At 68.4% G+C, this 25,401-nt stretch carries 20 protein-coding genes and 1 tRNA gene; 8 read left to right on the top strand and 13 right to left on the bottom strand.

What is annotated here, in order from left to right; translation table 11 throughout:
- Positions 1-316: 316 nt before the first annotated feature.
- Entirely contained in the window at positions 317-778 is a 462-nt protein-coding gene (locus A7B18_RS14265; RefSeq protein ID WP_102127368.1) for an NUDIX domain-containing protein, read from the top strand.
- 3 nt (positions 779-781) lie between these two features.
- Here the strand turns inward: A7B18_RS14265 and A7B18_RS14260 are convergent, their stop codons facing one another.
- Both A7B18_RS14260 and A7B18_RS14255 read right to left on the bottom strand, forming a co-directional pair.
- The gene (locus A7B18_RS14260) at positions 782-3,022 is read right to left on the bottom strand and encodes an ATP-dependent helicase (protein ID WP_180970174.1); all 2,241 of its coding nucleotides are present in this window, start codon (positions 3,020-3,022) and stop codon (positions 782-784) included.
- 22 nt (positions 3,023-3,044) lie between these two features.
- A complete protein-coding gene (locus A7B18_RS14255; RefSeq protein ID WP_180970173.1) occupies positions 3,045-3,572 on the bottom strand; it encodes a GrpB family protein in 528 nt (175 codons plus the stop codon).
- 73 nt (positions 3,573-3,645) lie between these two features.
- On the opposite strand from A7B18_RS14255, the gene mntE reads away from it, so the two are divergent.
- Positions 3,646-4,533: a manganese efflux transporter MntE gene (gene mntE / locus A7B18_RS14250; protein ID WP_102127366.1), complete on the top strand. Its 888-nt coding sequence runs from the start codon at positions 3,646-3,648 to the stop codon at positions 4,531-4,533.
- 58 nt (positions 4,534-4,591) lie between these two features.
- On the opposite strand, the gene A7B18_RS14245 is transcribed toward mntE, so the two are convergent.
- The 5 genes from A7B18_RS14245 to A7B18_RS14225 form a co-directional block, all read right to left on the bottom strand.
- A complete protein-coding gene (locus tag A7B18_RS14245; protein WP_102127365.1) occupies positions 4,592-4,798 on the bottom strand; it encodes a DUF1540 domain-containing protein in 207 nt (68 codons plus the stop codon).
- 201 nt (positions 4,799-4,999) lie between these two features.
- The gene (locus tag A7B18_RS14240; RefSeq protein ID WP_102127364.1) at positions 5,000-5,524 is read right to left on the bottom strand and encodes a hypothetical protein; all 525 of its coding nucleotides are present in this window, start codon (positions 5,522-5,524) and stop codon (positions 5,000-5,002) included.
- Positions 5,525-5,688: 164 nt separating this feature from the next.
- Positions 5,689-6,666: a hypothetical protein gene (locus tag A7B18_RS14235; protein ID WP_102127363.1), complete on the bottom strand. Its 978-nt coding sequence runs from the start codon at positions 6,664-6,666 to the stop codon at positions 5,689-5,691.
- 144 nt (positions 6,667-6,810) lie between these two features.
- Positions 6,811-8,592, bottom strand: a complete 1,782-nt coding sequence (gene typA / locus A7B18_RS14230) for a translational GTPase TypA (RefSeq protein WP_102127362.1) — start codon at positions 8,590-8,592, stop codon at positions 6,811-6,813.
- Positions 8,593-8,770: 178 nt separating this feature from the next.
- Positions 8,771-9,721 (bottom strand): hypothetical protein, encoded by a 951-nt coding sequence (locus tag A7B18_RS14225; RefSeq protein WP_102127361.1) that lies wholly within the window; start codon positions 9,719-9,721, stop codon positions 8,771-8,773.
- 112 nt (positions 9,722-9,833) lie between these two features.
- Here A7B18_RS14225 and A7B18_RS14220 point away from each other — a divergent pair, with 112 nt between their 5' ends.
- A complete protein-coding gene (locus A7B18_RS14220) occupies positions 9,834-11,480 on the top strand; it encodes a methylmalonyl-CoA mutase family protein (protein WP_102127360.1) in 1,647 nt (548 codons plus the stop codon).
- Between the two features lie 128 nt (positions 11,481-11,608).
- Here A7B18_RS14220 and glgC read toward each other — a convergent pair whose 3' ends face one another.
- A complete protein-coding gene (gene glgC / locus A7B18_RS14215; protein ID WP_102127359.1) occupies positions 11,609-12,850 on the bottom strand; it encodes a glucose-1-phosphate adenylyltransferase in 1,242 nt (413 codons plus the stop codon).
- 190 nt (positions 12,851-13,040) lie between these two features.
- Positions 13,041-13,988 (bottom strand): tRNA (adenosine(37)-N6)-dimethylallyltransferase MiaA, encoded by a 948-nt coding sequence (gene miaA, locus A7B18_RS14210; protein WP_102127358.1) that lies wholly within the window; start codon positions 13,986-13,988, stop codon positions 13,041-13,043.
- On the opposite strand from miaA, the gene A7B18_RS14205 reads away from it, so the two are divergent.
- Positions 13,987-14,382: an Hsp20/alpha crystallin family protein gene (locus tag A7B18_RS14205; RefSeq protein ID WP_102127357.1), complete on the top strand. Its 396-nt coding sequence runs from the start codon at positions 13,987-13,989 to the stop codon at positions 14,380-14,382. The two genes, miaA and A7B18_RS14205, sit on opposite strands and share 2 nt — an antisense overlap.
- A 26-nt stretch (positions 14,383-14,408) precedes the next feature.
- On the opposite strand, the gene A7B18_RS14200 is transcribed toward A7B18_RS14205, so the two are convergent.
- Together A7B18_RS14200 and A7B18_RS14195 are read right to left on the bottom strand one after the other, a co-directional pair.
- Positions 14,409-14,483 (bottom strand) — tRNA-Val (locus A7B18_RS14200).
- A gap of 53 nt (positions 14,484-14,536) precedes the next feature.
- Complete coding sequence (locus A7B18_RS14195) at positions 14,537-15,958, bottom strand: amidase family protein (RefSeq protein WP_102127356.1); 1,422 nt, start codon at positions 15,956-15,958, stop codon at positions 14,537-14,539.
- 69 nt (positions 15,959-16,027) lie between these two features.
- Here A7B18_RS14195 and A7B18_RS14190 point away from each other — a divergent pair, with 69 nt between their 5' ends.
- Positions 16,028-16,924 carry a prephenate dehydratase gene (locus A7B18_RS14190; protein WP_102127355.1) on the top strand — a complete coding sequence of 299 codons (897 nt, stop codon included), beginning with the start codon at positions 16,028-16,030 and terminating at the stop codon, positions 16,922-16,924.
- Positions 16,925-16,952: 28 nt separating this feature from the next.
- Here A7B18_RS14190 and A7B18_RS21485 read toward each other — a convergent pair whose 3' ends face one another.
- Entirely contained in the window at positions 16,953-17,588 is a 636-nt protein-coding gene (locus A7B18_RS21485) for a hypothetical protein (RefSeq protein WP_146009546.1), read from the bottom strand.
- Positions 17,589-17,976: 388 nt separating this feature from the next.
- Here A7B18_RS21485 and metH point away from each other — a divergent pair, with 388 nt between their 5' ends.
- The 3 genes from metH (at position 17,977) to A7B18_RS14175 (ending at position 24,011) form a co-directional block, all read left to right on the top strand.
- Positions 17,977-21,729: a methionine synthase gene (gene metH, locus A7B18_RS14185; protein WP_102127354.1), complete on the top strand. Its 3,753-nt coding sequence runs from the start codon at positions 17,977-17,979 to the stop codon at positions 21,727-21,729.
- The gene (locus A7B18_RS14180) at positions 21,726-22,478 is read left to right on the top strand and encodes a methylenetetrahydrofolate reductase (RefSeq protein ID WP_102127353.1); all 753 of its coding nucleotides are present in this window, start codon (positions 21,726-21,728) and stop codon (positions 22,476-22,478) included. Before metH ends, A7B18_RS14180 begins: the two co-directional genes overlap by 4 nt.
- A gap of 135 nt (positions 22,479-22,613) precedes the next feature.
- Positions 22,614-24,011: an HD-GYP domain-containing protein gene (locus A7B18_RS14175; RefSeq protein ID WP_102127352.1), complete on the top strand. Its 1,398-nt coding sequence runs from the start codon at positions 22,614-22,616 to the stop codon at positions 24,009-24,011.
- A 32-nt stretch (positions 24,012-24,043) separates the two neighbouring features.
- Here the strand turns inward: A7B18_RS14175 and A7B18_RS14170 are convergent, their stop codons facing one another.
- Positions 24,044-25,324, bottom strand: coding sequence for a DUF4139 domain-containing protein (locus tag A7B18_RS14170; protein WP_102127351.1), 1,281 nt, complete (start codon positions 25,322-25,324; stop codon positions 24,044-24,046).
- Positions 25,325-25,401 lie beyond the last annotated feature (77 nt).

Here is a 25,401-nt window from a genome sequence, read left to right as displayed (position 1 = left end):
GAGAGGGAGTAGAAAAGCCTGAGCCTTTGCGCTTTTAAAAACGTCGAGCCAGACGCTCCATGAATGTCCTCAACTGAACGCTCCTGGCCCACGGCCACGTCGGCTCGCGCAGCGAGACGGTGGGCCCGCCGATGGGACGCGACAAGATCAAACCTTGCGTTCAGAAGGACCCGACCACCCACGCTGCCCATGTGCCCTTGACCAGCGCAGCGCCGCTCCCCCTGCCCCCTCGGGGGATAGGGGGCAGGGGGGTGGGGGCCAACCGTGGCAAGACACCCTGCCCCTCCCACCCCACCTTTCCGCCACACTGCCTCCCATGCCCGACATTCGCCTCCCCCTCGGCGGCCTCAAATTCAGCGTCCGCGTCGCCATCCTCTGCGTGCGAGGAGACCGCCTGCTGGCGAACACGACACCGGGCCTCGGCTTCTGGTTCCTCCCCGGCGGCGCCCTCTCCACGGGCGAGGACGTGGCGACCTGCGCTGCCCGCGAGTGGCGGGAGGGGACGGGCACGCCCCCCGGACCGATGCACCTCGTCGGCGTGCTGGAAAACTTCTTCGGCCCACCCGAGAAGAGACAGCACGAGATCGGCTTCTACCTCCGCATGGAGGCCCCCGCCGACCTCCCCGATAAGAGATTCACGGTCCTCGACAACCCCGATTACTTCTACGACTGGCTGCCGCTGGACGAGATCGCCTCCCGTCCCCTCTACCCCCTCGCGGTGGCCGAGTTCCTGAGAGCCGGGCCCGGAGAGGTGCGCCACCTCGTCGAGCGGAACTGAGCCTCAGACCTTGGTGAGGTTGGCAAACTTGACGAGCAGTTTTTTCGCCCCCACCGACGGGAAATGCACCGTGACCTCCTGCCGGTCGCCCATGCCCGCCACCGCGAGGACCTGCCCCTCGCCGAACTTGGGGTGGGTGACCTTCTCGCCGCCCCGGTACGCCAGCTCCGAGGTCAGCGGGCTGGTGTTCTTGACAGCGCTGGGCGCGGGTTGGCTCGGCGCGGACGGGCGGAAATCGCGCCACGTCTTCTGCCGATACTCGATGACTTGGCCGTAGGGGTCCACCGGGTCGAAGCCGCCCTCGATCTCCTCCAGAAAGCGGCTGTCCTCGGTGGAGTTCGTCTTGCCGAATTGCATCCGGTTTTGCGCGGCGGTCAGGAAGAGGCGATCCATCGCCCGGGTGATGCCGACGTAAAAGAGCCTGCGCTCCTCCTCGATGCCGCCCACCTCCAGCAGCGAGTTCTTGCTGGGCAAGAGGCCCTCCTCCGCCCCCACGATGAACACGACCGGGAACTCCAGCCCCTTGGCGTTGTGCAGGGTCATCAGGGTCACGGCGTCTTCCGGCACGTCGCGGTTTTCCTGCCTCGCCCGCATGTCGTCCACGCTGGAGAGCAGGGCCGCGTCGTCGAGGAAGTCCCCAATCGTGCCCTCGTTCGTCTGCGACCACTCCTCGGCGGCGTTGACGAGTTCTTCCAGGTTCTCCATCCGCACCTGGCCCTCCTGCCCCTCCTGACGCAGCAGGTCGAGATAACCGCTCGTCTCGATCACGAAGCGGAGGAACGGCCCGGGCAGATAGTTGTCGGCGGCCTCGCTCATCCCGTGCATCAGCTCGGCGAACTCGACCGCCTTCTGCCCGCCCCGCTCCAGGATGTTCTTCTCGACGGCGTTCGCGCAGGCGGTCAGGACCGAGGTCCCGTTGACCCGCGCCCACTCCATCAGCTTCTCTAACGCCGTGTCGCCGATCCCGCGCCGGGGCCGCCCGATGATACGGCGCAGCGCCACGTCGTCGTCCGGGTTGATGGCAAGGCGGGCGTAGGCCAGGATGTCCCTGATCTCGCGGCGGTCGTAGAAGCCCACGCCGCCCACGATCTTCGCGGGAATCTGCACCCGCCGCAGCGACTCCTCCATCACGCGCGACTGGGCGTTCGTGCGGTACAGGATCGCCATGTCCTTGAAGGGTTGGCCCTGGGCGTGCAGCCGCGTGATCCACTCCGCCACGAAGTCCCCCTCCGCCCGGTGGTCCGTCGCCCGGTGGAACATAACGGGGTGCCCGTCCTCCTTGACGGCGCGCAGGGTTTTGTCCAACCGCTCGGAGTTGTTCTCGATGAGCTTGTTGGCGATGCCCAACACGCGCGCACTCGAACGGTAGTTGTGTTCGAGCATGTAGACCTTGGCGTCGGGGTAATCTTTTTGGAAGTCGAGGATGTTTTGAATGTCGGCGCCTCGAAAGCGATAGATCGATTGATCGGGATCTCCCACGACCAACAAATTACGATCCCGACTTGCCAGCAGCCGCGTTAATTCATATTGCGCCTTGTTCGTATCCTGATACTCGTCCACGTGGATGAAGCGGGCGCGGTCTTGAACACGTTCGAGGACGCCGGGCACTTCCTTAAACAGCCGCACCGTCTCGGTGATCAGGTCGCCGAAGTCGATGGCGTTCTGGCCCTTCTTGCGCGACTCGTAGCGGCGGTAGACCTCGGCGGCGGACTCGCGGGGCACGCCGCTGATGTAAAGCTCGTGGCTGCGGGCGAGGTCGTCGGGGGTGAGCAGGTTGCTCTTGGCGCGGTCGAGGATGCCGCGCAGCACCCGGGGGTTGGTGTCCGGGCCGATGCCGGGGACGCTGCCCATGACCTCCTTGAGGATGTCCATCTGGTCGTCGTCGTCGTAGATGACGAAGCCGCGCCTCAACCCGATGTGCTCGCCGTAGGCCCGCAGAATCCGTACGCCCGCCGAGTGGAAGGTGCTCATCCACAATCGGTCGGCGCCCCGGATGAGGTGCTGGGCGCGCTCGCGCATCTCGGCGGCGGCCTTGTTGGTAAACGTCACGGCCAGAATCTCGCCCGGGTCCACCCCGTAGTGCCCGATCAGGTGCGCGATGCGGTAGACGAGCGTGCGGGTCTTGCCGCTCCCCGCCCCGGCGATCACGAGCGCGGGCCCCTTGAAGTGGTTGGCGGCCTGCGCCTGATTGGGATTGAGCTGGGCGAGCAGGGGCGAGTCGGGCAGGTCCGGCGCGGCAGTCACCGGGTGATTGTAGCAGGGCAGGTTATGTTGACGGCGTAACGACCCGCGTCAGGATCGCCCGGATGAGGTCGGCCTTCCCGGCCTGATAGGCGCCGCGGTCGTCTCCGAACCGGCGGGCCAGTTCCCGCTTGAGCCCCGCGTAGGCGCGGGCATCTTCCGGGTGGGCACGGAGGTGGTCGCGGAACCGCAGGTGCTCGTGCCAGTGTGTGCTGCCCGCCTCCACCACATGCAGGTGAAACCCGCGCAGGAGGCGGCCCCGCGGCCTGAGGTAGACCCGCCAGCGCGCGTTCGGGGACTTGTAAAAGCTGTATCCGGCGCTCAGGAGGCAGGCGTCATCTTCCGGCCTCCAGGGCCAGCCGACGGTCCCGAGCATGAGGTCCACCGTGGGCTTCGCGTCCAACCCGGGGACGGCGGTGCTGCCGATGTGCTCGATTTCCGCGATCCGGTCACCCAGGCTCCCTCGCAACAGCGTGATCTCCCGGCTCGCCCACTGAGGCCAGCGGGAATCATATCTCTCCACGCGCACCACCTCCCGCGCCGGACCACTCACGGTGACCAGCGTAAACCCTGTTCCCTTGCCAGTGCCGCCTCGCGTCATTCCCAACCCTGCTAGCCTCAAGCCCATGAACCGCACGACGCGAATCGCGCTGGGGAGCGTGGTGGTGGCCGCCGTCGTGCTGGGCCTGAAGTTCCTGGCGTACCTTCTCACGGGCAGCGTCGCGCTGTACTCCGACGCGCTGGAGAGCGTGATCAACGTGGCCGCCGCCGTGGCCGCCCTGGTGGCCCTGCGGGTGGCTGCCCGCCCCGCCGACGCCAACCATCCCTACGGGCACACCAAGGCCGAGTATTTCAGCGCGGTCGCCGAGGGGGTGCTGATCGTCCTCGCCGCCGTCGCCATTCTGCTGGAGGCCGGGCCCGCACTGCTGAGTCCTCGCCCGGTGGAGGCGCCCTACCCGGGCCTGCTCGTCAACTTCGGGGCGAGTGTCCTCAACGGGCTGTGGGCCTCGGTGCTCCTGCGCGAGGGCCGCCGCCACCGCTCGCCCGCCCTCCTCGCCGACGGGCGGCACGTCCTGAACGACGTGGTGACGAGCGTGGGCGTGCTCGTGGGCGTGGTCCTCGCCTCGGTCACGGGCCTGAGCCTCCTCGACCCCCTGCTCGCCGTGCTCGTGGCGCTCAACGTGCTGTGGAGCGGCTGGGGCCTGATGCGCGAGAGCGTGGGCGGGCTGATGGACGCCGGGGCCGACCCCGCCACGACCACCCGGCTGCGCCAACTGATGAGCGAGCACGCCGAGGGGGCGCTCGAAATCCACGACGTGCGCACCCGGCACGCGGGCCGCGTCACCTTCGTCGAGTTCCACCTCGTCGTGCCCGGCCAGATGACGGTGCAAGAAGCCCACCACATCTGCGACCGGCTGGAGGAGGCCATCCAGGCCGAACTCGCGGGGGCCAGCGTCACCATCCACGTCGAGCCGCAGGAAAAGGCTAAGCACCACGGCGTCCTCGTGATCTAGACACGGAAACGGGCCGGGATTCGAGTTCCCGGCCCATCCGCCAACCCTTGCGCCGTGCTCAGCGCGTGCCCTCGCCCATCGTCATGGTGTCGCCCATCATGTCTTCCGGGCTGAAGGTCAGGCACTGGGCCATCTGACCGCTGAAGTCCACCTCGATCTGCCCCGCCATGCACTGCTCGTTCTCGTTGTAGCGGCAGTTCGTCGCCCCACAGCGGCTCACGACGCTCATCTGCGCCCCACCCTGCATATTCTGGCTGTCGTTCATGACCTTGCCTCCTGCCCGCAGAGTGCGCCGCGCCGGGGGCGGTGAAGGTGACCCACCCCGCAAAATAAGGATTGGCACACAATCCCGACTGTTCCAGGCAGGATTCTCCCGCTTAGGGGCGAAAAGACGCTCGCAGCCGTTCTTTTCTTCCTGCCCAGACCCGCCGTGCGCGTCCCGGAGATGAGGCGGGTGAAGGCGGCGTCAGTTGAGCAGCGTGCCCCGGATGCCCTGGGCGCAGGCGACCCGGTGGGCGACGGCCTGGGCGTCCAGCGTGCCGTGTTCTCGCAACCCCACCGCGACGACCTCGACCTCAGCCCAGGAGCGGCGCAGCAGGGCGCGGGCGCGGGCTTCGAGTACGGTGAGCTGGGCGTCCAGGACCTCCAGCTCCTCGGGGTCGCGCAGGGCGGAGCCGAGGAGGCCGCGGGCGTCACGCCCGGGCCTCCCCACCTCCGCGGTCAGGCCCAGCAGCCGGGCCATCGCCGCGCGCGCCAGGGCCACGAGCGCCACCTCCTCGCGCAGGCCGCGGTTGAGGGTCATGGCCTGGGGGTCGGGGGGGCACGCGTACGTCACGCCCGGCCCGTCCAGGGACACCTCCGCCAGCCGCAGGGGCGCGCGGGGGTGGAGGTGGGCCAGCACCGCCTCCGCCGCCAGCAGCAGCGAGACGGTGCGGAGGTCGCTGGAAACGTGGGCGGAGGTCTGAGGGAGGGCAGCGGCGGGTCTGGTCATAAATCCTGAGTCCTGTGCTCAGGTTAAGGCTTGATGACGCCCCCGCCAAGGACACGAGTCAGACAAGGTGTGACCGAGTGGGGGACGGTACAGGACGGATGGACGCCGCCAGGCCCGGGAATGCCCGTTGGCCGGGGGACAGACGACCGCCCCGACTGCCTCGCCTAAACGTCGAGATCACCACGCGGCTTGCGGAATTTGTCCTCCAGGAAGCGCCCGTGGGTGAGCAGTTCGCGTCCGCCCGAGTGTAGGGCCGTGCCCAGGATGTCCTGCACCCCGTTCAGCAGGAGGTTGAGCTGTTCATGCAGCAGGTCGCGCCCCGTCTTGCCCTGCTCGAGCGGCTCGACGTTCGCCAGGGTGGGCGGCAGCTTGAGGTACGCCTGCACGGCGGTGGGCGCGTACTCGTCCCGGACGGCGCGGGCGAGGTAGGCCGCCTCGCTTCCTCCCTGACCCGAGGCCTCCAGGTGGGTCAGGGCCTCCTTCGTCCTCAGGTCGAGGGCGGCGAGTTGCGCGCGGGCCTCGCCCGGCAAGCGCTCGTCGCGGACGTAGGCGGCGAGGGAAGGGGCAGGGTCCGGGACTGGGGGTGGGGGAGCGGCGGGCACGGCCTCCTCGCGCCGCTCCTGCTCCCGGCGGGCCCGCTTCGCCTGCCGCCGGGCCGCGCGGCGGTCGGCGCGGGCCTCGGCGTGCTCGGTCCAGTGGCCCGACAGATGCCCCATCGGCAGTCCGCCCGCCTGCTCGGGCAGGGCCGCCACCCCCGGGGCCTCCAGCCGCGCGGGCTCCGGTGCCCGGGGAGCGGCCATCGCCGTGAAGAGCCAGATGACCGCCATGACGCTCAGCGGGAAGATCAGCCACCCCGCCCCGAGCGCCATGAAGAACACGGCAGCGACCAGCCCGGCCACGAGGCCCGGCCAGCGCCTGCGCCACTTCGGGCTGTGCACGTTCCCGAACGCCCGCGAGCCGAAAAAGCCCAGCAGCATGCCCGCCGCCGGGTGGACCACCCAGTTCGCGCCCAGCGCCGCGAGCAAGACGATGAGCCCCGCCGCCAGCGCCACGGACCGCCACTGACGCCCCCGGCGCGAGAAGATCACCGACCCCCAGAAGGCCAGCGCCACGCCCGCGAGCGGGTGAACGATCCACTCCATCAGCGCCCTCCCCCCCCGAACAGTGGTGCCGCCGTGAAGTCGAACATGCCCCACCTTACGCCTCCGGGCGGGGGAAAGTTTCAGCCAAAAGGTGGAGGGGCCGGAAGCCCCAGGCTCCAGCCCCCCTTCGACCGCGGACCTCCCTTACTTGCGGAAGCTCGGGTTGAGCACCTTCTTGCGCAGCCGGATGCTCTGCGGGGTCAGCTCCACGAATTCGTCGTCCGCGATGTACTCCAGCGCGTCTTCGAGACTCAGGCGCTTCGGGGGAATCAGGGTCAGGGCCTCGTCGGCGCCCGCCGAGCGGATGTTCGTCAGCTTCTTGTTCTTGCAGACGTTGACGTTCAGGTCCTGCTCGCGGGAATTCTCGCCCACGATCATGCCCACGTACACGTCCTGCCCGGGATCGATGAAGAACGAGCCGCGGTCTTGCAACTTGAAGATGGAGTAGGCAAAGGCCGAGCCGTCCTCCATGCTCACCAGGGAGCCGTTCTGGCGGGTCTTGAGGTCGCCCGCCCACGGCGCGTACCCGTCGAAGATGTGGCTCATGATGCCCTCGCCCTGGGTCATGGAGAGGAACTGGGTGCGGAAACCGAACAGCGCCCGCGAGGGAATCTTGAACTCCACCCGCACGCGGCTGCCCTGCGGCTCCATGTTCACCATCTGGCCCTTGCGCCCGCCCAGCACGCCGATCACGGTGCTGGAGTGGGTTTCGGGCACGTCGATGACGAGGTGCTCGACCGGCTCGTGCTTCACGCCGTCGATCTCGCGGGTGATGACCTGGGGCGCCCCGACCTGCACCTCGTAGCCCTCGCGGCGCATGGTTTCGAGGAGGATCGAGAGGTGGAGTTCCCCACGGCCCGAGACCTTGAACTCGTCGGGGCGGATCTCCTCGACCTTGAGGGACACGTTCGTCATGATCTCGCGGCGCAGGCGGTCGCCGAGGTGGCGACTTGTGACGTACTTGCCCTCCTTGCCCGCGAAGGGCGAGGTGTTGGGCTGGAAGATCATGGAGACGGTCGGCTCGTCCACCGTGATGACGGGCAGCGCCTCGGGGTCGGCGAGGTCGGCCACCGTCTCCCCGATCTGCGCGTCCTCGATGCCCGCGAGCGCCACGATGTCCCCGGCGCCCACCTCGTCCACCTCGATCCTCCGCAGACCCAGGTGGGTGAAGGGCTGCACGATCCGGCTCTTCGTCATCGTGCCGTCCTTGTGGATCAGTTGGACGAACTCGCCCTTCTTCACCTTGCCGCGCTGCACCCGCCCGAGCACGATGCGGCCCAGGTACTCCGAGTAGTCGAGGTTCGTCACGAGCATCTGGAAGGGGGCGTCCAGATCGACCCTCGGCGCGGGAATCTCCCCCAGCACCATGTCGAAGAGTTCGTGCATGTCGGGCTGCGGGTTGTCGAGGTCGCGGTACGCCTTGCCCTCACGGGCGACGGCGTAGAGGATCGGGAAGTCGAGCTGGTCGTCGTTCGCGCCGAGTTCGGCCATCAGGTCGAAGGTGAGGTTGACGACCTCCTCGGGGCGGGCGTCCCCCCGGTCGATCTTGTTGACGACCACGATGGGCTTGAGGCCGAGTTCGATGGCCTTGCGCAGGACGAAGCGGGTCTGGGGCATCGGCCCCTCCGCCGCGTCCACGAGGACGAGGGCGCCGTCCACCATGCCGAGCACGCGCTCGACCTCGCCGCCGAAGTCCGCGTGGCCCGGCGTGTCCACGATGTTGATCTTGACGCCCCCGTACTCGACCGCCGTGTTCTTGGCGAGGATGGTGATGCCGCGCTCCTTTTCGAGGTCGTTGGAGTCCATCGCCCGCTCGGCGATCTCCTCGCCGTGGCCGAGCTTGAGAGTCTGCTTGAGCATGCCGTCCACCAGCGTGGTCTTGCCGTGGTCGACGTGCGCGATGATGGCGATGTTGCGGTATTCCATTCGTTCTCAGCTCCCTGTATCGGAGCTGCTAGCTATCAGCACTCGGCGTTCAGCCATCAGCCCGTCTTGCCATAAAAAAGCCCGCCACACCATCTGCCGTGGGCGGGACACCCAAACGGGAATTCTAGCAGATGTGAAGGCGAGAAGGGTCGGGTAGAGGTCACGGTGACGGGTGGGGTCACGCCCCCTTGGTCAGCGGCACCCAGGCCCAGCCGCCCACGTCGTGCCGCCCGGCCCTCAATGCCGCCTGCCGCGCGCCCTGGTTCTCCCCGTGGATGGTGCCGGACAGCACCCGCCCATCGTCGGGCAGGTGGCGGGCGAGGAGGGTGGAGAGGTACGGGCCGAGGCCGTGGCCGCGTGCGGGCGGGGCGAGCAGGAGTTCCTGAACCGAGTAAGCGGGGAGGCCGTGCTTGGGTTTAGGGAGGGCGCCCGCATACCCGCTCCAACGTCCCTTCCACAGCACGTCGAACATGGTGCCCGCCTCTATGACCTGTTGCAGCGCATCCTCCTCTATAACGCGCGCCTGTCCGACGTGACCCGGATGCTTCGTGTCGACAGCGGCGTAGGCGGCTACCGCGTCGGCGTGGTGGGTCAGGTCTCGGGTGGGGCGGAGGGTCAGCTCATCCGGCACCTCGCGCTCCCGCAGTTCGGCCAGGGGGGCGGCCAGCACGCGCATGTCGGGCCGCGCACCGGGCACTTCCGCCGTCCACCCGTCCAGCGGACCGGCACTCCAAATCCGCAGCCGTCCGGGCCGAAACGCGCCGTATCCGTCCAGACCAGCCACTCTCAACGCCGGGAGTTCGGCGGGCGTCAGAGGCCGTGAGGTCACGCTCACATCCACGAAGGGTTTCTCTCGGTCCAGCCCCTCAAAGCGGATGGAGAGCATGACGCACAGGTCCGGCCCCACCTCCACCCAGCGGTTCAGGAACGCCTCGGCGGGCTGCCCCACGTCCAGAAACTCCGCCCGCTGCGCCGCCAGGTCGAGGTCGGTGGCGAGTTGGAGGTCGAAGGCGTGTTCCCCTTCCAGCAACGCGAGACGGGTCGGGTCGTCCACCCAGGAACGGGTGAGGGGGTGTTGCGCGGCGAGGGAGAAGGAAGCGAGGTCGGCGGCGGTGGGCAGGTCGGCCATTCGGTCCAGGGTAGGGCGAACCCGCGGCGCCAGCATCCGCCAGATGGCGCGGCGACTTTGCTACGCTGTCCCTACCTAACGAGCGTTCGTTTCCTCCCCTCCCGAGGTGCCCATGAAGACCAAGAACGAGTGGATGCAGAGCGTCTACCTCCCCGCCGCGCAGAGGTTCCCCGAGCGCAAGTACAACTTCAAGAACCTGTCCGACATGGAGCCCGAGCCGATCTACACGGCGGACGACCTGCGGGACTGGGACGCCGAGCGGGACCTGGGTTACCCCGGCGAGTTCCCCTACACGCGCGGGGTGCAGTCCTCGGTGTACCGCGGCAAGCTCTGGACCATGCGGATGTTCGCGGGTTTCGGCAGCGCCGAGCAGACGAACGAACGCTTTCACGCGCTCATGCGCGCCGGGCAGACGGGCTTATCGACCGCCTTCGACCTCCCGACCCTGATGGGCTACGACTCCGACCACCCCTTCTCCAAGGGCGAGGTCGGCAAGTGCGGCGTGGCGGTGAGCAGCCTCGCGGACATGGAGATTTTGTTCCAGGGCATCGACCCCGAGCAGGTCACCACCTCCATGACGATCAACTCGCCCGCGAACGCGATCTGGGCCATGTACATCGCCAACGCTCAGAAGCAGGGTAAGGACCTGACGAAGATCGGCGGGACGATCCAGAACGACATCCTCAAGGAGTACATCGCGCAAAAGGAGTTCATCTTCCCGCCCGCGCCGGGGGTGAAGCTCGTGATCGACACCTTCGAGTGGGGACCGAAGGTGGTGCCGAGGTTCAACTTCATCTCGGTCAGCGGGTACCACATCCGCGAGGCGGGCGCGACGGGCGTGCAGGAACTCGCCTTCACGCTGGCGGACGGCTTTCATTACGTGGAAAAGGCGCTGGAGCGGGGGCTCGACATCGACGAGTTCGCCCCGCGCATCTCGTTTTTCTGGGACATCCACAACGACTTTTTCGAGGAGATCGCCAAGCTGCGCGCCGCCCGGCGCATCTGGGCGCGGCAGATTCGGGACCGCTACGGGGCGAAGAATCCGAAGTCGTGGATGCTGCGCACGCACTCGCAGACCGCCGGAGTCAGCTTGCCCGCGCAGCAACCGCTGAACAATATCGCCCGCGTGGCGATTCAGGCCCTCGCCGCCGTGCTGGGGGGCACCCAGAGCCTGCACACCGACGCCTACGACGAGGCGCTGGCCCTTCCCACCGCGGAGGCCGCGACCATCGCGCTGCGGACCCAGCAGATCATCGCGTACGAGACGGGTGTGGCGGGCGTGGTCGATCCGCTGGCGGGCAGCTACTACGTCGAGAAGCTGACGAACGACATCGAGGCCGCCGCCCTGGGCTACATCGAGCAGATTCGCGCGCTCGGCGGGGTGGAGGCGGGCATCGACTCGGGCTTCTTCCAACTGGAGATGGCGGAAGCCGCCTACCGTTACCAGCGCGAGGTCGAGACGGGGGACCGCATCGTCGTGGGCGTCAACGACTTCGTGCAGGACGCGGTGGAGGTGCCCATCCAGCTCATCGACCCCGAGGTTGAGCGGGTGCAGGAGGCGAGGCTCGCCCAGGTGCGCCGCGAGCGCGATCCCAAGCGGGCGGAGGCGGCGCTGGAAGCCCTGCGCGACGCCGCCGTCACGGGCGCCAACACCATGCCCGCCTTCCTGGAGTGCGCCCACGCCTACACGACGCTGGGCGAGCAGATGGACACGCTCAAGCGGGTGTACGGGGAGTACGTGGAGCCGGTGCTGGTGTAATGGGAAGTGGTCGGTAGGAAGTGGTGAGTAGAACAAGAGGAAGGTGGGCCAATCCGACTGGGATAGCCCACCTTCCTCTCTTCTTCTTTCAACCACTCACCACTGACCACTTCCCACTGACTGCCTTTTCAGAACGTATAGCTCTTCGGCACCACCGTCACGCCATTTTCCGTCACCGTGAAGCCGCGTGCGCGGTCCTCCTCGGGGTCGAGGCCGATGCGGGTGCCGGGGGGGATGGTCACGTCCTTGTCGATGATGACGCGGCGCAGGTGGGCGTGGCGTCCGACCTCCACGTTGTCGAAGAGGACGGCGCTCTCGACGAGCGAGTGGGAGTGCGTGCGCACGGCGCGGCCCAGGATGCTGTCACGGACCGTGCCGCCGCTGATGATGGTGCCCCCCGCCATGATCGAGTTGAAGGCTTGCCCCTTGCGCCCCTCGCTCTCGTGGACGAACTTGGCGGGGGGCGAGAACTCGCTGCTGGTGCGCAGGGGCCACTCGGGGTTGTAGATGTCGAACTCGGGGTTGACGCTCACGAGGTCCATGTTCGCGGCGAAGTAGGCGTCGAGGGTCCCTACGTCGCGCCAGTAGAGGTTCGCCCCCGCCTGACCCGGGATCGGGTTGCGGTGGAAGTCGTAGGCCATCACGTTGTAGCCGTCGGACAGGGCGCGCGGGATCACGTCGCCGCCGAAGTCAAAGCCCTCCTCGCCGCCCGACATGCTCGTTTCGAGCAATTCCTCCAGCGCCCGGCGCGAGAAGATGTAGTTGCCCATGCTCGTCAGGCTCATGTCCGGCTGGCCGGGAATGGGGGGAGGGTCCTTGGGCTTTTCCAGAAAGTCGGTGACGCGGCCCCGCTCGTCCACGTGCATGATCCCGAACTGGTGCGCCTGGGTGCGCGGCATCGGGTAGGCGGCGATGGTGAGGTCGGCGCGCGTCTCGATGTGCTTCTGGAGCATGTGCTCGACGTTCATCTTGTAGATGTGGTCGCCGCTGAAAATCGCCACGTAATCGGCGTCGTAGTTGTCGATCAGGTGCAGGTTCTGGTACACGGCGTCGGCGGTGCCGCGGTACCACACGGGCCCGAGTTCCTCCAGACGGTACATCTGGGCGGGCACCAGCGTGATGAAGTAGTCGCTGAGGAAGGTGCCGAACCGCCAGCCGCGCTGGATGTGCTCGGTGAGGCTCTGGGCCTTGTACTGGGTCAGGACGTAGATCGAGAAGACGCCCGAATTCATGAAGTTGTTGATGGCGAAGTCGATGATGCGGTACTTGCTGCCGAACGGCACGGCGGGTTTGGAGCGCTTGACCGTCAGCGGCGAGAGGCGCGAGCCCTGCCCACCCGCCAGGATCATGCCGAGAACTCTGGGCTTCATGTCGTGACCTCCCCTGGGAAAGACCGGGAATAGCGCGAGACCGGACCGGACGGGCCCGTGGACGGGGAACGCGGGAAACCTCGCTGACAGTGTTGCTCGCCTGCCAGTGTAAAGGCTCGGGCCGCCCAGCCTGCCGCCTGCCTGAATGGACAGGCGGAAGGTGAAGAACTCGTGGAGACGGGAGCCGGACCTAGCGCGTCTTCAGGAACGTCCGCAGGGCCTGCGCCGCCTCGCCCGGGGAGGTGGGAGGGGCGCCGAGTTGCGTCCGCGTCCAGGTGAGCTGCCGCTTGGCGTACCCCCGGGTGGCGAGGGAAATGCTCCGGGCGGCCTCCTCCGGCGTGAGGGTGCCCTGATGAACGGCCAGCGCCTCCCGGTAGCCGAGCGCCTGCCACGCGGTCGGGCGGGGCGTGAGGTCGGGCGGAACCCGGGAGGCGAGCCAGGCCGCTTCCCCGGGCCAGCCGCTCGTCAGCATCGTCTCCACACGGGCCGCGATGCGCGCCTCCAACTCCGGCCAGGGGCGGGGGAAGGCGAAGACGCGGGAGGAGAAGGCGGGCGGGCGGTGGCCGAACTCGCCCGGAAAGCGGCCCGTGCGGCGGTAGACCTCCAGGGCGCGGACGACCCGGCGGGGGTTGCCTTGAAGCCGGGCGGCCTCGGCGGGATTTCGCGTTTCCACCTCGGCGAGGAGGGCGTCCAGACCGCGCGCGGCAAGCTCGGCCTCCACCTCCGCCCGTGTGATGGGGTCGGCGGGCGGGGTGAGGGGCAGCCCGCGCGCGAGGGCGGAGAGGTAAAAGCCCGTCCCCCCCACGACGAGCGGCACGCGGCCCCGCGCGAGCACGTCATGGATGGCGGCCTCGGCCTCCCGCGCGTAGCGGGCCACGTCGTAGTCCTCCGTCACGTCGGCCACGTCGAGGAGGTGGTGGGGCACGGCGGCGCGCTCCTCCGGGGTGGGCTTGGCGGTGCCGATGTCCAGGCCCCGGTAGACGGTGAAGGCGTCGGCGGCGACGATCTCCAGGCCAAACTCCCCTCCGACCTCCAGGGCGAGGGCCGTCTTGCCCGCCGCCGTGGGGGCGGTGAGGAGGGGAATCGGGGCAGGCGTCACACGCGGGATTCTAGGGGGCGGTGCTACCGTGGGGGGCATGAACGAGCCGGTTCTTGCCCGCCTTCAGCAGCTCATGACCCTCCGGGAGGAGGCCGAGACGCTGGGCGCCGAGGTGCCCTGGACTCCGCCCGCCGACTGGGTGGACGGCGACACCCACCTCACCCTGCTGCTCGACGTGCCCGGCGTGGACCCCGAGTGCCTCGAACTTCAGGAGGACGGCGACACGGTGACGGTGGCGGGCCGCCGCGACGCCATCCGCCCCACCCTCCAGGCCGAGCGCCCGAGCGGCACGTTTACCCGCACCCTGCGCTTTCCGCAGCCCGTCTTGCCGCAGACGGGGGAGGCCAGCCTGCACACCGGGGTCCTGAGCGTGCGCTTCGAAAAACGCCACCCCACCATCGACGTGAATGCCAGCGAGGCGGGGGAGGCGTAAAGAGCCCCACCCGGGGGTGAGGCGTCTGGTGGGCGGTGAGGGTTACGATCCCCCGACCCTTCGCTTGTAAGGCGAACGCTCTACCGCTGAGCTAACCGCCCCCACCCTCCCCGAGAGGAGAGCCCGCCCATGCTAGACGGGCGGGGGCGGGGGGTCAAGCCGGGGCGTCGGGCGGGAACTGCACGCCGCCAAGCCGGGTGTTCAGGTCGGCGGCGAGCGAGAGCAGCCGCCCGTCGCTCCCGGCGGGGCCGGTCAGGAGGATGCCGGTGGGGGCGCCCTCGTGGGGGCCGGTGGGCACCGTGACGCTGGGGTAGCCCGCCTTGGCGCCCACCGCGTACCCGTGCAGGCCCGGCCACAGCAGCGCGTCGAGCCCCAGGGCGAAGAGGGGGTCGAGGCCGCGCGTCCGGGTGAGGTCGAGGTCGCGCGCCCGCGCCTCCCGGTACGCCCGCTCGCTCAGGTCGCCGCGCGTGCCCTGGGCCGCGTACAGGAGCGCCTGCCCGTACCGCTGGAGGCGCTCTGGATCGGCGTCGTTCGCCTCGATGACTTCCGCGAGGCTGCGGGGGCCGTCCTTCACGCCCGCGAGGTAGGCATTCAGGTCATGCTTGAACTCGTACACGAGGACCTCGAAGTGCCAGCCGCCCAGCTCGTCGGCGGTGGGGAGGGTCACGTCGCGCAGAGTCGCACCCCCTTCCCGCAGGGCCTCCTCCGCGCGGGCGAGGGAGGAGCGCTCCTCCTCCGACACGGGAGAGCCGGGCGGGTCGCGCAGCACACCGATCTCCGCCCCCTTGAGGGCCCCCGGACGCAGGGTGAGGTTGGGGACGGGCAGGAGGCGGCTCGCCGGATCGGCGTCGTCGGGACCGGCCATCACCGAGAGGAGGAGGGCGGCGTCGCGGGCGGAGCGGGTGATCGGCCCGGCGGTGTCCTGGCTGTGGGAGATGGGCACCACGCCCGTGCGTGGAATCAGGCCGACGGTGGGCTTGTGGCCGATCACCCCGCTCTGCTGCGCCGGGCTGAGGATGCTCCCGCTCGTCTCGGTGCCGACCGCGGCCACACACAGCCGGGCGGCGACCGCCACGCCGCTCCCGCTCGACGACCCGCCCGTGTCCAGCCCCTCGCCCCAGGGATTCACCGTCTGCCCGCCCGCCCCGGAGTACCCGTTCGGCATCCCCAGCGTCATGAAGTTCGCCCACTCGGTCAGGTTCGCCTTGCCGAGGATGACGGCCCCGGCGGCGCGGAGACGGGCGACGAGGGGGGCGTCCTGGGTCGGAATGTGCCGGGTCATCAGCAGGCTCCCCGCCGTGGTCGGCAGGCCCGCCACGTCGATGTTGTCCTTGATCAGGATGGGGAGGCCGTGCAGGGGACCGCGCCGCTCGGGGGGCAAGGCGTCGAGCCGGGTGGCGTCCGCCTCCGCCGATTCGCTGACGGTGATGACGGCGCGCAGACGCGGGTTGTGGGCGTGCAGGCGCTTGAGATACACGCGGGTGACTTCCAGCGCGGTCAGGTCGCCCCGGCGCGTGGCCCCGCTCAGCGAGGCGGCGTCGAGGTCGAGCACGGGGTCAGGGGTGACGGGGGACACCCCGGCAGTCTAGTTCAGGCGAGGACGGGGTTCAGCCCTCTCCACGGACCGATACGCTAGCCTGCCCCCATGAACGGGCATCAGGGCGCGCAGGTGGACGAGCAAAGGCCAGAGACGGCGCCACACCTCACCGTCGCCTTCCAGGGCAATCCCGGTGCCTACGGGGAGATCGCGGCCCTGAACGCCCTTCGCAGCGCAGGTGTTCCCCACGCGGGCGTCACCACGCGCGGCTACCCCACCTTCCACGAGGTCGCGCGGGCCGTCGAGCAGGGCGAGGCCGACTACGGCACCCTGCCCGTCGAGAACAGCCTGATGGGCGCGATCCACCAGGCCATCGACCTCCTCAGCGAGACCGAACTCCACGTCGTCGGCGAGGTCGTCGTGCGGGTGAGCCACTGCCTGATGGCGCTGCCCGGCGTGCGGGTCGAGGACGTGCGGCGGGTGATCTCGCAGCAGCCCGCGCTCGACCAGTGCACGGGCCTGATCCGCAAGTACGGTCTCCAGCCTGTGCCCGGGCACGACACGGCGGGCAGCGCCAAGGACCTCGCCGCGCGGGGCGCCCGGGACGAGGCCGCCATCGCCTCCGCCCGCGCCGCCGAGCTGTACGGCCTGGACATCCTCGCCCGCGAGATCGAGGACGAGCCCTTCAACTTCACCCGCTTCATGCTCCTCGCCCGCCACGAGCCCCAGTCCTCGGACATGCCGCACAAGACCAGCCTCGTCTTCGCCGTGCGGCACACTCCCGGCTTCCTCGTCGAGACGCTCGCCGAGCTGCGCGGCCTGAACCTCTCGCGCATCGAGTCGCGCCCCCGCCGCGACCGCGCCTGGAGCTATCTGATGTACGTGGACATCGAGGGCGACGCCCGTGATCCCCAGGTCGCCCAGGCCCTCGCCGGGGTGCTGAGAAAGGCAAGCTACGCGAAGATCATCGGGAGTTACCCGAGGGCGGCGGAGACGGTGGGGTGAGGGTAAGCATTTTACTTCTCCACGGCACTTACATGGGTTGAGACGCCGGGTAGGTCAAGTTCATCCCAGCAACTTTTTTCGATGCTTCCCAAGTCGAAATGGCTGCCACGAAGAAGATAATGTAGAAGTAATAACTATCCTCCCCAATGTCACCTACCCTCACTTGCAATTCTGCAAACTGTATCCCAGAAAGCACTCTTGGTTTTATCATCATTGAATCTATAAAATGAAATGCAAATCCAACAAACAACGTTATTGAAAGTAGTTTCATCGTGTGCGATGAAAGCTTTGTATGACTGTTGATGTAGAGCAGCGAAGATATGAGTATCAGCGTGAATAGGATGAGATAGTATATTGGTATACAAGCACTTCTGACAGAATATATGTAATTTTCGTAGGAGCCCTTCTGAAGCTCTATTTCCACGCTCCTGACGCGAGCCGACGCTTTTTGTTCTCCAGATGATTTGAAATATCCAGCAGGATATTTTATGTAAGTCGGAACTGTGACGGTATTTGAATAACTCGGGCTTCTTAGGTCGGATACAGAGAACAAACTCAATATAAAAGCTGCTAAAATCAGGAACACGGACCAGTTTCTCAAACTTTTGGCAAGGTCGTAGTATTGGCGCCACTCCTTTTTATGCTCTGCGTAAAAGTCATCCACAACTTATCGTACCCACTTCCTCTCATCCTGATTTGACGACATGCGACACCCCCAATAGGGGTTGACCTCGGAGAGCATGTGTGGTGAGGAGCTTGCCTCCTTGTCTGCCCTTCCCCACCTTCTCCCCGCCCCATCCCGCGCTATCCTCCTTACGTCGTGCCGCTGGCACGGCCATCCAGAGCGCCCGAGGGAATTTCCTGCCCACTGACGGCGCGGCAACCGGCCCCCATCACGGCAGCGGTGCTCCACGGGAAAGCTCCTGCCATACGCGGCCAACGATGGCGCGGCGGGAGGCGATGGCCCAGAGGCGGCGCTAGAGGGCGCATTCGAGGTTTCACGGGCTGCTGAGAGGGTGAAGGCGGCCCGTTTTTCGACCGGGGTGATTGGAATGGCGGCAGACACACGCGACATTCGCGCACACGCGCGGGAACGGATTCTGGTGCTCGACGGGGCCTGGGGCACCATGCTCCAGCGGGCGGGGCTCACGGAGGGCGACTTCCGCTGGGATGAGGCCGACCCCCTGCGGATGTACCGGGGCAACTTCGACCTGCTGCAACTCACCCGGCCCGACGTGATCCGGGACGTTCACCGCGCGTACTTCGAGGCGGGCGCGGACATCGCCTCCACGAACACCTTCAACTCGACGGCGATCAGCCAAGCGGACTACGGCACCGAACACCTCGTCCGCGCGATGAACGAGGCGGGCGCGAGGCTGGCCCGCGAGGTCGCCGACGAGTTCGAGGCCCGCGACGGTCGCCCCCGCTGGGTCGCCGGGTCGGTCGGCCCCACGAACCGCACGGCCACCCTCTCCCCCGACGTGGAGCGGCCTGAATTCCGCAACATCACTTTCGACAATCTGGTCGCCGCGTACACGGAGCAGGTCGAGGGACTGCTGGCGGGGGGCGCCGACCTCATCCTGATCGAGACCGTCTTCGACACCCTGAACGCGAAGGCGGCCCTTTTCGCGTGTGAGGAAGTGTTCGCTCGCGCAGGGAAGGCCCTCCCAGTCATGCTGTCGGGGACGATCACGGACGCTTCCGGGCGCACGCTGAGCGGGCAGACGCCGGAAGCGTTCGCGGTGAGCACCGAGCACGCCAACCTCTTCAGCCTGGGACTGAACTGCGCTTTAGGAGCGGATTTGCTGCGGCCTCACCTGCGGGCGATTGCGGCCAATACCGAGGCGCTCGTCTCCGTCCACCCCAACGCGGGCCTGCCCAACGCCTTCGGGGAGTACGACGAGACGCCCGAGCACACGGCCTCGGTGCTGCGTGCCTTCGCCGAGGAGGGGCTGGTCAACATCGTGGGCGGCTGCTGCGGGACGACGCCGGAGCACATCCGCGCGATCAAGGATGCCGTGGCCGGTCTACCTCCCCGAACCGCCCCCAAGCTCCCGCCCTACCTCCGGCTGAGCGGTTTGGAGGCCTTCACCGTCACGCCGGAGACGAACTTCGTGAACGTGGGCGAGCGGACGAACGTGACGGGCAGCCCGAAGTTCAGCAAGGCGATCCTCGCGGGCGACTACGACGCGGGCCTCAAGATCGCGCGGCAACAGGTCCAGAACGGCGCGCAGCTCGTGGATGTGAACTTCGACGAGGGGATGCTGGACGGCGAGGCCGCGATGGTGAAATTCGTCAACCTCCTCGCGGGCGAGCCGGACATTTCCCGCGTGCCGCTGATGCTCGACTCCTCGCGCTGGGAGGTGCTGGAGGCGGGCCTCAAGCGCGTGCAGGGCAAGGCGGTCGTGAACTCGATCTCCCTCAAGGACGGGGAGGCGAAGTTTCTGGAACGCGCCCGGCTGCTGCGCCGGTATGGAGCCGCCGCCGTCGTCATGGCCTTTGACGAGGAGGGGCAGGCGGACAACCTGGAGCGGCGCATCGCCATCACCTCCCGCGCGTACCGGCTGCTGACCGAAGAGGCCGGGTTCCCCCCGCAAGACATCATCTTCGACCCCAACGTGCTGACGGTGGCGACGGGGCTGGAGGAACACGACCGTTACGCCCTGGACTTCATCGAGGCGACGCGCTGGATCAAGGCGAACCTGCCGGGGGCGCTCGTGTCGGGCGGCATCTCCAACGTGTCCTTTTCCTTCCGGGGCAACAACCACGTCCGCGAGGTGATGCACGCCGTCTTCCTGTACCACGCGATTGGCGCGGGCCTCGACATGGGCATCGTGAACGCGGGGATGCTCGCCGTGTACGACGACATCGAGCCGGAGTTGCGGGGGGCGGTGGAGGACGTGATTCTGGCGCGGAGGCCGGACGCGACCGAACGCCTGATTCAGCTCGCCGAGAGCTTCAAGGACGTGAAGCGCGAGGCGAACGCCCAGAGCGCCTGGCGTGAACTACCCGTCGCCGAGCGGCTGAAACACGCCCTCGTGCAGGGCATCACCGACCACGTGACGGACGACGCGGAGGAGGCGTACCAGCTCCTCGGCTCTCCCCTCGCCGTGATCGAGGGGCCGCTGATGGACGGCATGAACGTGGTCGGTGACCTCTTCGGGGCCGGGAAGATGTTTCTGCCGCAGGTCGTCAAGTCCGCCCGCGTGATGAAGCGCGCCGTCGCCCACCTCACCCCCTACCTGGAGGCCGAGCAGAGTGGCAGCAGCGGGAAGGGCAAGGTCCTCCTTGCCACGGTGAAGGGCGACGTACACGACATCGGCAAAAACATCGTGGGCGTGGTGCTCGCCTGCAACGGGTATCAGGTGACCGACCTCGGCGTGATGGTGCCGACCGAGAAGATTTTGGATGAGGCGAAGCGGCTCGACGCGGACGTGATCGGGCTGAGCGGCCTAATCACCCCCAGCCTCGACGAGATGGTGAACGTGGCGCGCGAGATGACGCGGCGCGGCGTGAAAACACCACTCCTGATCGGCGGCGCCACGACCAGCCGCGCGCACACGGCGGTCAAGATCGACCCCGCGTACGACGGCACAGTCGTCCACGTCCTCGACGCCAGCCGCGCGGTCGGCGTGGTGGGCGACCTGCTGAGTGATTCGGGCGCCGTGCAGGAGCGCACCCGCGCCGAGTACGAGGCCTTGCGTGAACGGCACGGCGAGCGGCAGGTGCGGCTGATCCCGCTGAACGAGGCCCGCGAGCGTGCCCCCCGCCTCTCCCCCGCCGCCGTCCCCACGCCGCGTGTCCTGGACCGGACGGTGATCGAGCAACCCATCGCCGAACTCCTCGACTACATCGACTGGACGCCCTTTTTCATCGCCTGGGAGATGAAGGGCATCTACCCCAACATCCTGACCGACCCCCTGCGCGGTGCGGAGGCCCGGAAGCTGTTCGACGACGCGCAGGCGCTTCTCAAGCGGATCATCGAAGAAGATCTGATGACCGCGCGCGGCGTGATCGGCCTGTGGCCCGCCCACCGCGAGGGGGACGACATCGTGGTGGAGACGGGGGCGGTGGAGGCCGCGCGGGCGGACACCCTCGACCGTGAAACGCACGAGTTGGCGGCGGGCCGAGCACCGCTTCCCCCCGTCACCCTCCTGCACACCCTGCGCCAGCAGCGCGACCAGACGACGCCGAATGCGGCGCTGGCCGACTTCGTGGCGTTACGGGGCGATCACATCGGCGCCTTCGCGGTCGCCATCCACGGGGCCGAAGAACTCGCCCGCGACTACGAGAGGCAGCACGACGACTACATGAGCATCCTGACCAAGGCGGTCGCGGACCGGCTGGCCGAGGCGTTCGCCGAGAAGCTCCACCGCGACGTGCGGACCCGGTACTGGGGCTACTCGCCCGAGGAGACCCTGACCAACGACGACCTGATCCGCGAGCGTTACGACGGCATCCGCCCCGCACCCGGCTACCCCGCCCAGCCCGACCACACCGAGAAGCGGACCATCTTCGGCCTGCTGAACGCCGAGCAGATCGGCCTGAAGCTCACCGAATCCTGCGCGATGACCCCCGCAGCCGCCGTCTCCGGCCTGTACTTCGCCCACCCGGAGGCCCGCTACTTCGCCGTGGGTCGTATCGGACGCGATCAGGTGGAGGAGTACGCCGAGCGTAAAGGCTGGACAGTGGAGGAAGCAGAGCGGTGGCTGGGGCCGATCCTGGCGTACGACCCGGCGAGGGTCCCGGCACCGCCCCCACAACCCACGGCCCACACCCCCCAACCTGTGAGGGGCGCCCCGTGACCGCCAGCCCCACCCGCGTCTCCGTCGAACTCGTCCCCCGTTCCCGCAGCGGCCTGCGCGCCGAGCTGGAGGTCGTGGCGCAGCACCTCCCCGCCGTGGATACGGTGAACATCCCCGACCTGACCCGCTACTCGACCCGCTCGTGGCAGGGGTGCGCGCTGGCCCGGCCCCGCTACCGGGCGATTCCCCACGTCCGGTCGGTGGACTTCAACCCTCGCGAACCGCTGGCGATGGCAGGGACGCTGGACGCGGCGGGCATCGACGAGGTGCTGATCATCACCGGGGACGCGCCCGCCGACATGAGCGCGAAGGTCTACGACGTGGACGCGGTGCAGGCCATCCGCCGCTTCCGGCGCGAGCTGCCGCATATCCGGGTCTACGCGGGGCTGGACCCCTACCGCCAGAGCTTCGCCCGGGAGCGCGACTACCTGGAGCGCAAGCTCGACGCCGGGGCCTGCGGCTTTTTCACCCAGCCCTTTTTCGACCTGCGTCTGATGGACGCCTACGCCGACCTCATCCCGGGGGACGCCGAGGTGTGGTGGGGGGCGACGACGGTGCTGACGGAAAGCACCCTCAATTACTGGCGCGCCCGCAACCACGCGGTCTTTCCCCGCACCTTCGAGCCGACCCTGGAGTGGAACCGCCGTTTCGCCGCGCAGATGCTGGCGTTCGCGCGAGGAAGGGACCACCACGCCTACTTCATGCCCGTGAAGGCAGACGTGCGGGAATACCTGGAGGGCATCGTCTAAGGACAGCGGGACGTGCGGCACACGGCTTGTGCTGGTCGCCAGCGTGGGGAGGCTACGACTCGGCTCCAGGTCAAGACCCGGGACCCTTAAATGTGAGAAGGCTGTGATCGTCCGGGTGGTACTGTCCGGCCTGTCATGCTCGCTGCCGCGCGACACCTTCTGTCCCGTTTCCACGCGTCGTCTGGCACCTACCGCCTCCTCACCCTCGTGGCGCTCGCGCTGTTCGTGGTGACGTGCGCGGTGGTGCGGCCACCGGGCAGCGTGATGGTGTTCGTCATTTTCCTGCTGCTGCCCTGGACCTGGCGCGAGGGCTGGGCGGGGTTGCGCTGGACATTGCCGCTGAGCGCCCTGAGTTCGCTGCCGCTGCGGCTGACGGTCTATGCGGGCCAGCCGTGGGTCCTTCTGCTGACGGGTCTGATCGCCAGCAGCGTGATTCTGGTCGTGATCGCGTGGCTGCGCGAACGCGAGCTGCGGGCACAGCGCAATTTCGCGCGCACCTTACAGGCGCTGGACGTCGGCGGGTTGCGGGTCGCGCACGCGGCGAGCAGCGCGGAGGTCATGGCCGCGACCCTGCGGGCCCTCGAACAACTGGGGGTCAGCGAGGACATCGCCCTCGTCGGGATCGGCCACGAGCCCCGGGTGCTGGGGGCCAGCGGCGGCTTTGCGCCCGCCCTGCATCAGCCCCTGCCCGCCCTGGCCCCCCTGGGTTGGAGCACGGGCGACACCTGGATCACCCTGCGCGGCCTGGACCACCCCCTCGTGCGGGTCTCCGGCGTCATCGACGTGATTCCCGTTCACCTCGGCGAGCCGCAGCCCCACGTCTGCGCCCTGATCCTGCTGTCACGGCCCGGTGGCCGCGCCTTTCCCTCCGCCCAGCGCACGATGATCGACGCGGTGGTGCGCCTCTTCGCGGCCCGGCTCGCCCAGCATCAGGCGGTGCAGGAACTGCGCGCCGCCCACGAGCACACCCTGCTCGCGCTGGGGCTCGCACTCGAGCAGCGCGACTTCGAGACCCAGGGCCACACCCTGCGCGTGGCCGAACTCAGCGTGGCGCTCGCCCGGGCGCTGGGGCTCGGCGAGGAGGCCCAGGAACTCCTGCGGCGCGGGGCCTACCTCCACGACGTCGGCAAGCTCGGCATCCCCGACACCGTGCTCCTCAAGCCGGGTCGCCTGACCCCCGCGGAGCGCGCCGTGATCGAGGAACACGTGACCATCGGGCACTCCATGCTGGAGAGGCTGCCTTTCCTCCCGGTCGAGGTCCTGGGCATCGTGCGCCACCACCACGAGCGCTGGGACGGCACCGGGTACCCCGACCGCCTGCGCGGTGAGGCGGTCCCGGCCCTGGCGCGGCTCTTCGCGGTCGTGGACGTGTACGACGCCCTCACGAGCGCGCGGCCCTACAAGGCGCCGTGGCCTCCCGAGCGGGCCCTCGCCGAGCTGGAGCGGGGCGCGGGCACCCAGTTCGATCCCCGGATCGTCGAGGCCTTCGTGCGCCTGCACCGTCAGGGGGCGGAGATGGCGCAGCCCGCCTGACGCCCTGCGCCCCCCATTGCCTCATCCGGCGGTTACGAATTGTCCACCACGAGGACAAAGGACCGGCTGACCCTCCCGTTCGCGGGCACGTCCACCCGCAGCTCGGCGGCGGCGTTCTGGCCCCGCGCCACGCCGTCGACGCTCACCCGGCGCCCGCCCACCCGTTCGGTCACCTCGGCGCGGACGGGACGGTCCTTGCCGTTCTCGAAGGTGTAGGTCACCCGGTAGGTCGTGCGGACCGGGTTGCCCTGGGCATTGCGCTGGTTGACGTTCGTCTGCACCGCGCGCTCGAAGCGCACGTCCGGGTCGTCGCCCAGGCTGAACTCGATCTCGGCGCCCTTGGCCGTCTCGGAGATCGTCGTCTGCCCGACGATGCGGCCCTCCTCGCGCACGGTCAGCGGCCCGCCGGGCAGGCGCTCGTCGGCCCCCAGGCGGTAGAAGCGGCTCAGGGTGCCCGAGGAGTTCTGCGGGGTGAAGTAGGTGTTCAGGCCCGCGTACCGCTCGAACGCCGTGAGCTTCGGCGTCAGGAAGGGCAGGGTGACGACCGAGTTGGCGGGGAGAGTGAAGGGCGAGGAGAGGGCGTAGCGGTACAGGCCGCGCAGTTCGCCGAGGGTGTTGATCTTGGGGGCGGGAGCGACGACGCCAGCCGCAGCATCCGCCGCCGTTGCCCGAGTCTCCACAGCGAACGGCGCGGGCGGTCCCCCCTGAATATTCACGTCGCCCGCGTACAGCTCGGTTCCCCGCACGTCGTAGGCGAGGTCGGTGGCGTTGCGGATGTCGGCGAGGGCCGAGAGCTGCGCGCCCGTCGTGCTCGCCTTCAGCGTGTAGCGCGGCGACCACGTGACCGCGCGGGTGAGGTAAGACAACGCGCCTGTCCCGGGCTGCGGCAGCGTGAAGGTCAGCGTCTGCGAGGGCGAGAGGGGGTTGGGCGGCGGGGCCACGTCGAAGGCCAGGTCCTCGTAGCGCGCGGTGCGGTAGCGGCCCTGGCCGTCACGGATCAGCAGGTCACGGGCGCGGATCAGGGTCACGCTCTCCTGCGTCCCGTCGTCCCGCCGCAGGAACACGGTCTTGCCCTCCAGAGAAGCGAGCCAGTTCGCCTCCTGCCGCTGCACCGCGCTGGTGAAGGTCAGGCCGTCGAGGTCGAGGGTGCCGGGGATCAGGCCCGCATAGGCCGCCTCGGGCAGGATGACGGAGAGCGTGTTGCCGGTCGCGCGGACGGGCTCGCGGACTTCCGTGAAGCTGGGGTAGATGCGCAGGTCCGCCGCCGAGGCCGTGCCGAGCAGGAGAGCCGCCGCCATGAGGGTGCGTTGCATGGCCGCATCCTGCCGCGGGCTGAATTGTGACGTGTGAGAGGTTTCGTCAGAAACGCGACAGCTTGGACAGGGGGCCA

The organism is Deinococcus planocerae (assembly GCF_002869765.1).
Lineage (GTDB): Bacteria > Deinococcota > Deinococci > Deinococcales > Deinococcaceae > Deinococcus > Deinococcus planocerae.
Note: the sequence above shows the minus strand (reverse complement) of the source record. Positions and strands in the feature narration are given on the sequence as shown.

Coding starts and splice junctions, on each gene's coding strand:
- A7B18_RS14265 (WP_102127368.1), top strand. CDS start 317: ATGCCCGACATTCGCCTCCCCCTCGGCGGCCTCAAATTCAGCGTCCGC.
- mntE (WP_102127366.1), top strand. CDS start 3,646: ATGAACCGCACGACGCGAATCGCGCTGGGGAGCGTGGTGGTGGCCGCC.
- A7B18_RS14245 (WP_102127365.1), bottom strand. CDS start 4,798: ATGAACGACAGCCAGAATATGCAGGGTGGGGCGCAGATGAGCGTCGTG.
- A7B18_RS14240 (WP_102127364.1), bottom strand. CDS start 5,524: ATGACCAGACCCGCCGCTGCCCTCCCTCAGACCTCCGCCCACGTTTCC.
- A7B18_RS14235 (WP_102127363.1), bottom strand. CDS start 6,666: ATGGAGTGGATCGTTCACCCGCTCGCGGGCGTGGCGCTGGCCTTCTGG.
- typA (WP_102127362.1), bottom strand. CDS start 8,592: ATGGAATACCGCAACATCGCCATCATCGCGCACGTCGACCACGGCAAG.
- A7B18_RS14225 (WP_102127361.1), bottom strand. CDS start 9,721: ATGGCCGACCTGCCCACCGCCGCCGACCTCGCTTCCTTCTCCCTCGCC.
- A7B18_RS14220 (WP_102127360.1), top strand. CDS start 9,834: ATGAAGACCAAGAACGAGTGGATGCAGAGCGTCTACCTCCCCGCCGCG.
- glgC (WP_102127359.1), bottom strand. CDS start 12,850: ATGAAGCCCAGAGTTCTCGGCATGATCCTGGCGGGTGGGCAGGGCTCG.
- A7B18_RS14205 (WP_102127357.1), top strand. CDS start 13,987: ATGAACGAGCCGGTTCTTGCCCGCCTTCAGCAGCTCATGACCCTCCGG.
- miaA (WP_102127358.1), bottom strand. CDS start 13,988: ATGCCCCCCACGGTAGCACCGCCCCCTAGAATCCCGCGTGTGACGCCT.
- A7B18_RS14190 (WP_102127355.1), top strand. CDS start 16,028: ATGAACGGGCATCAGGGCGCGCAGGTGGACGAGCAAAGGCCAGAGACG.
- metH (WP_102127354.1), top strand. CDS start 17,977: ATGGCGGCAGACACACGCGACATTCGCGCACACGCGCGGGAACGGATT.
- A7B18_RS14175 (WP_102127352.1), top strand. CDS start 22,614: ATGCTCGCTGCCGCGCGACACCTTCTGTCCCGTTTCCACGCGTCGTCT.
- A7B18_RS14170 (WP_102127351.1), bottom strand. CDS start 25,324: ATGCAACGCACCCTCATGGCGGCGGCTCTCCTGCTCGGCACGGCCTCG.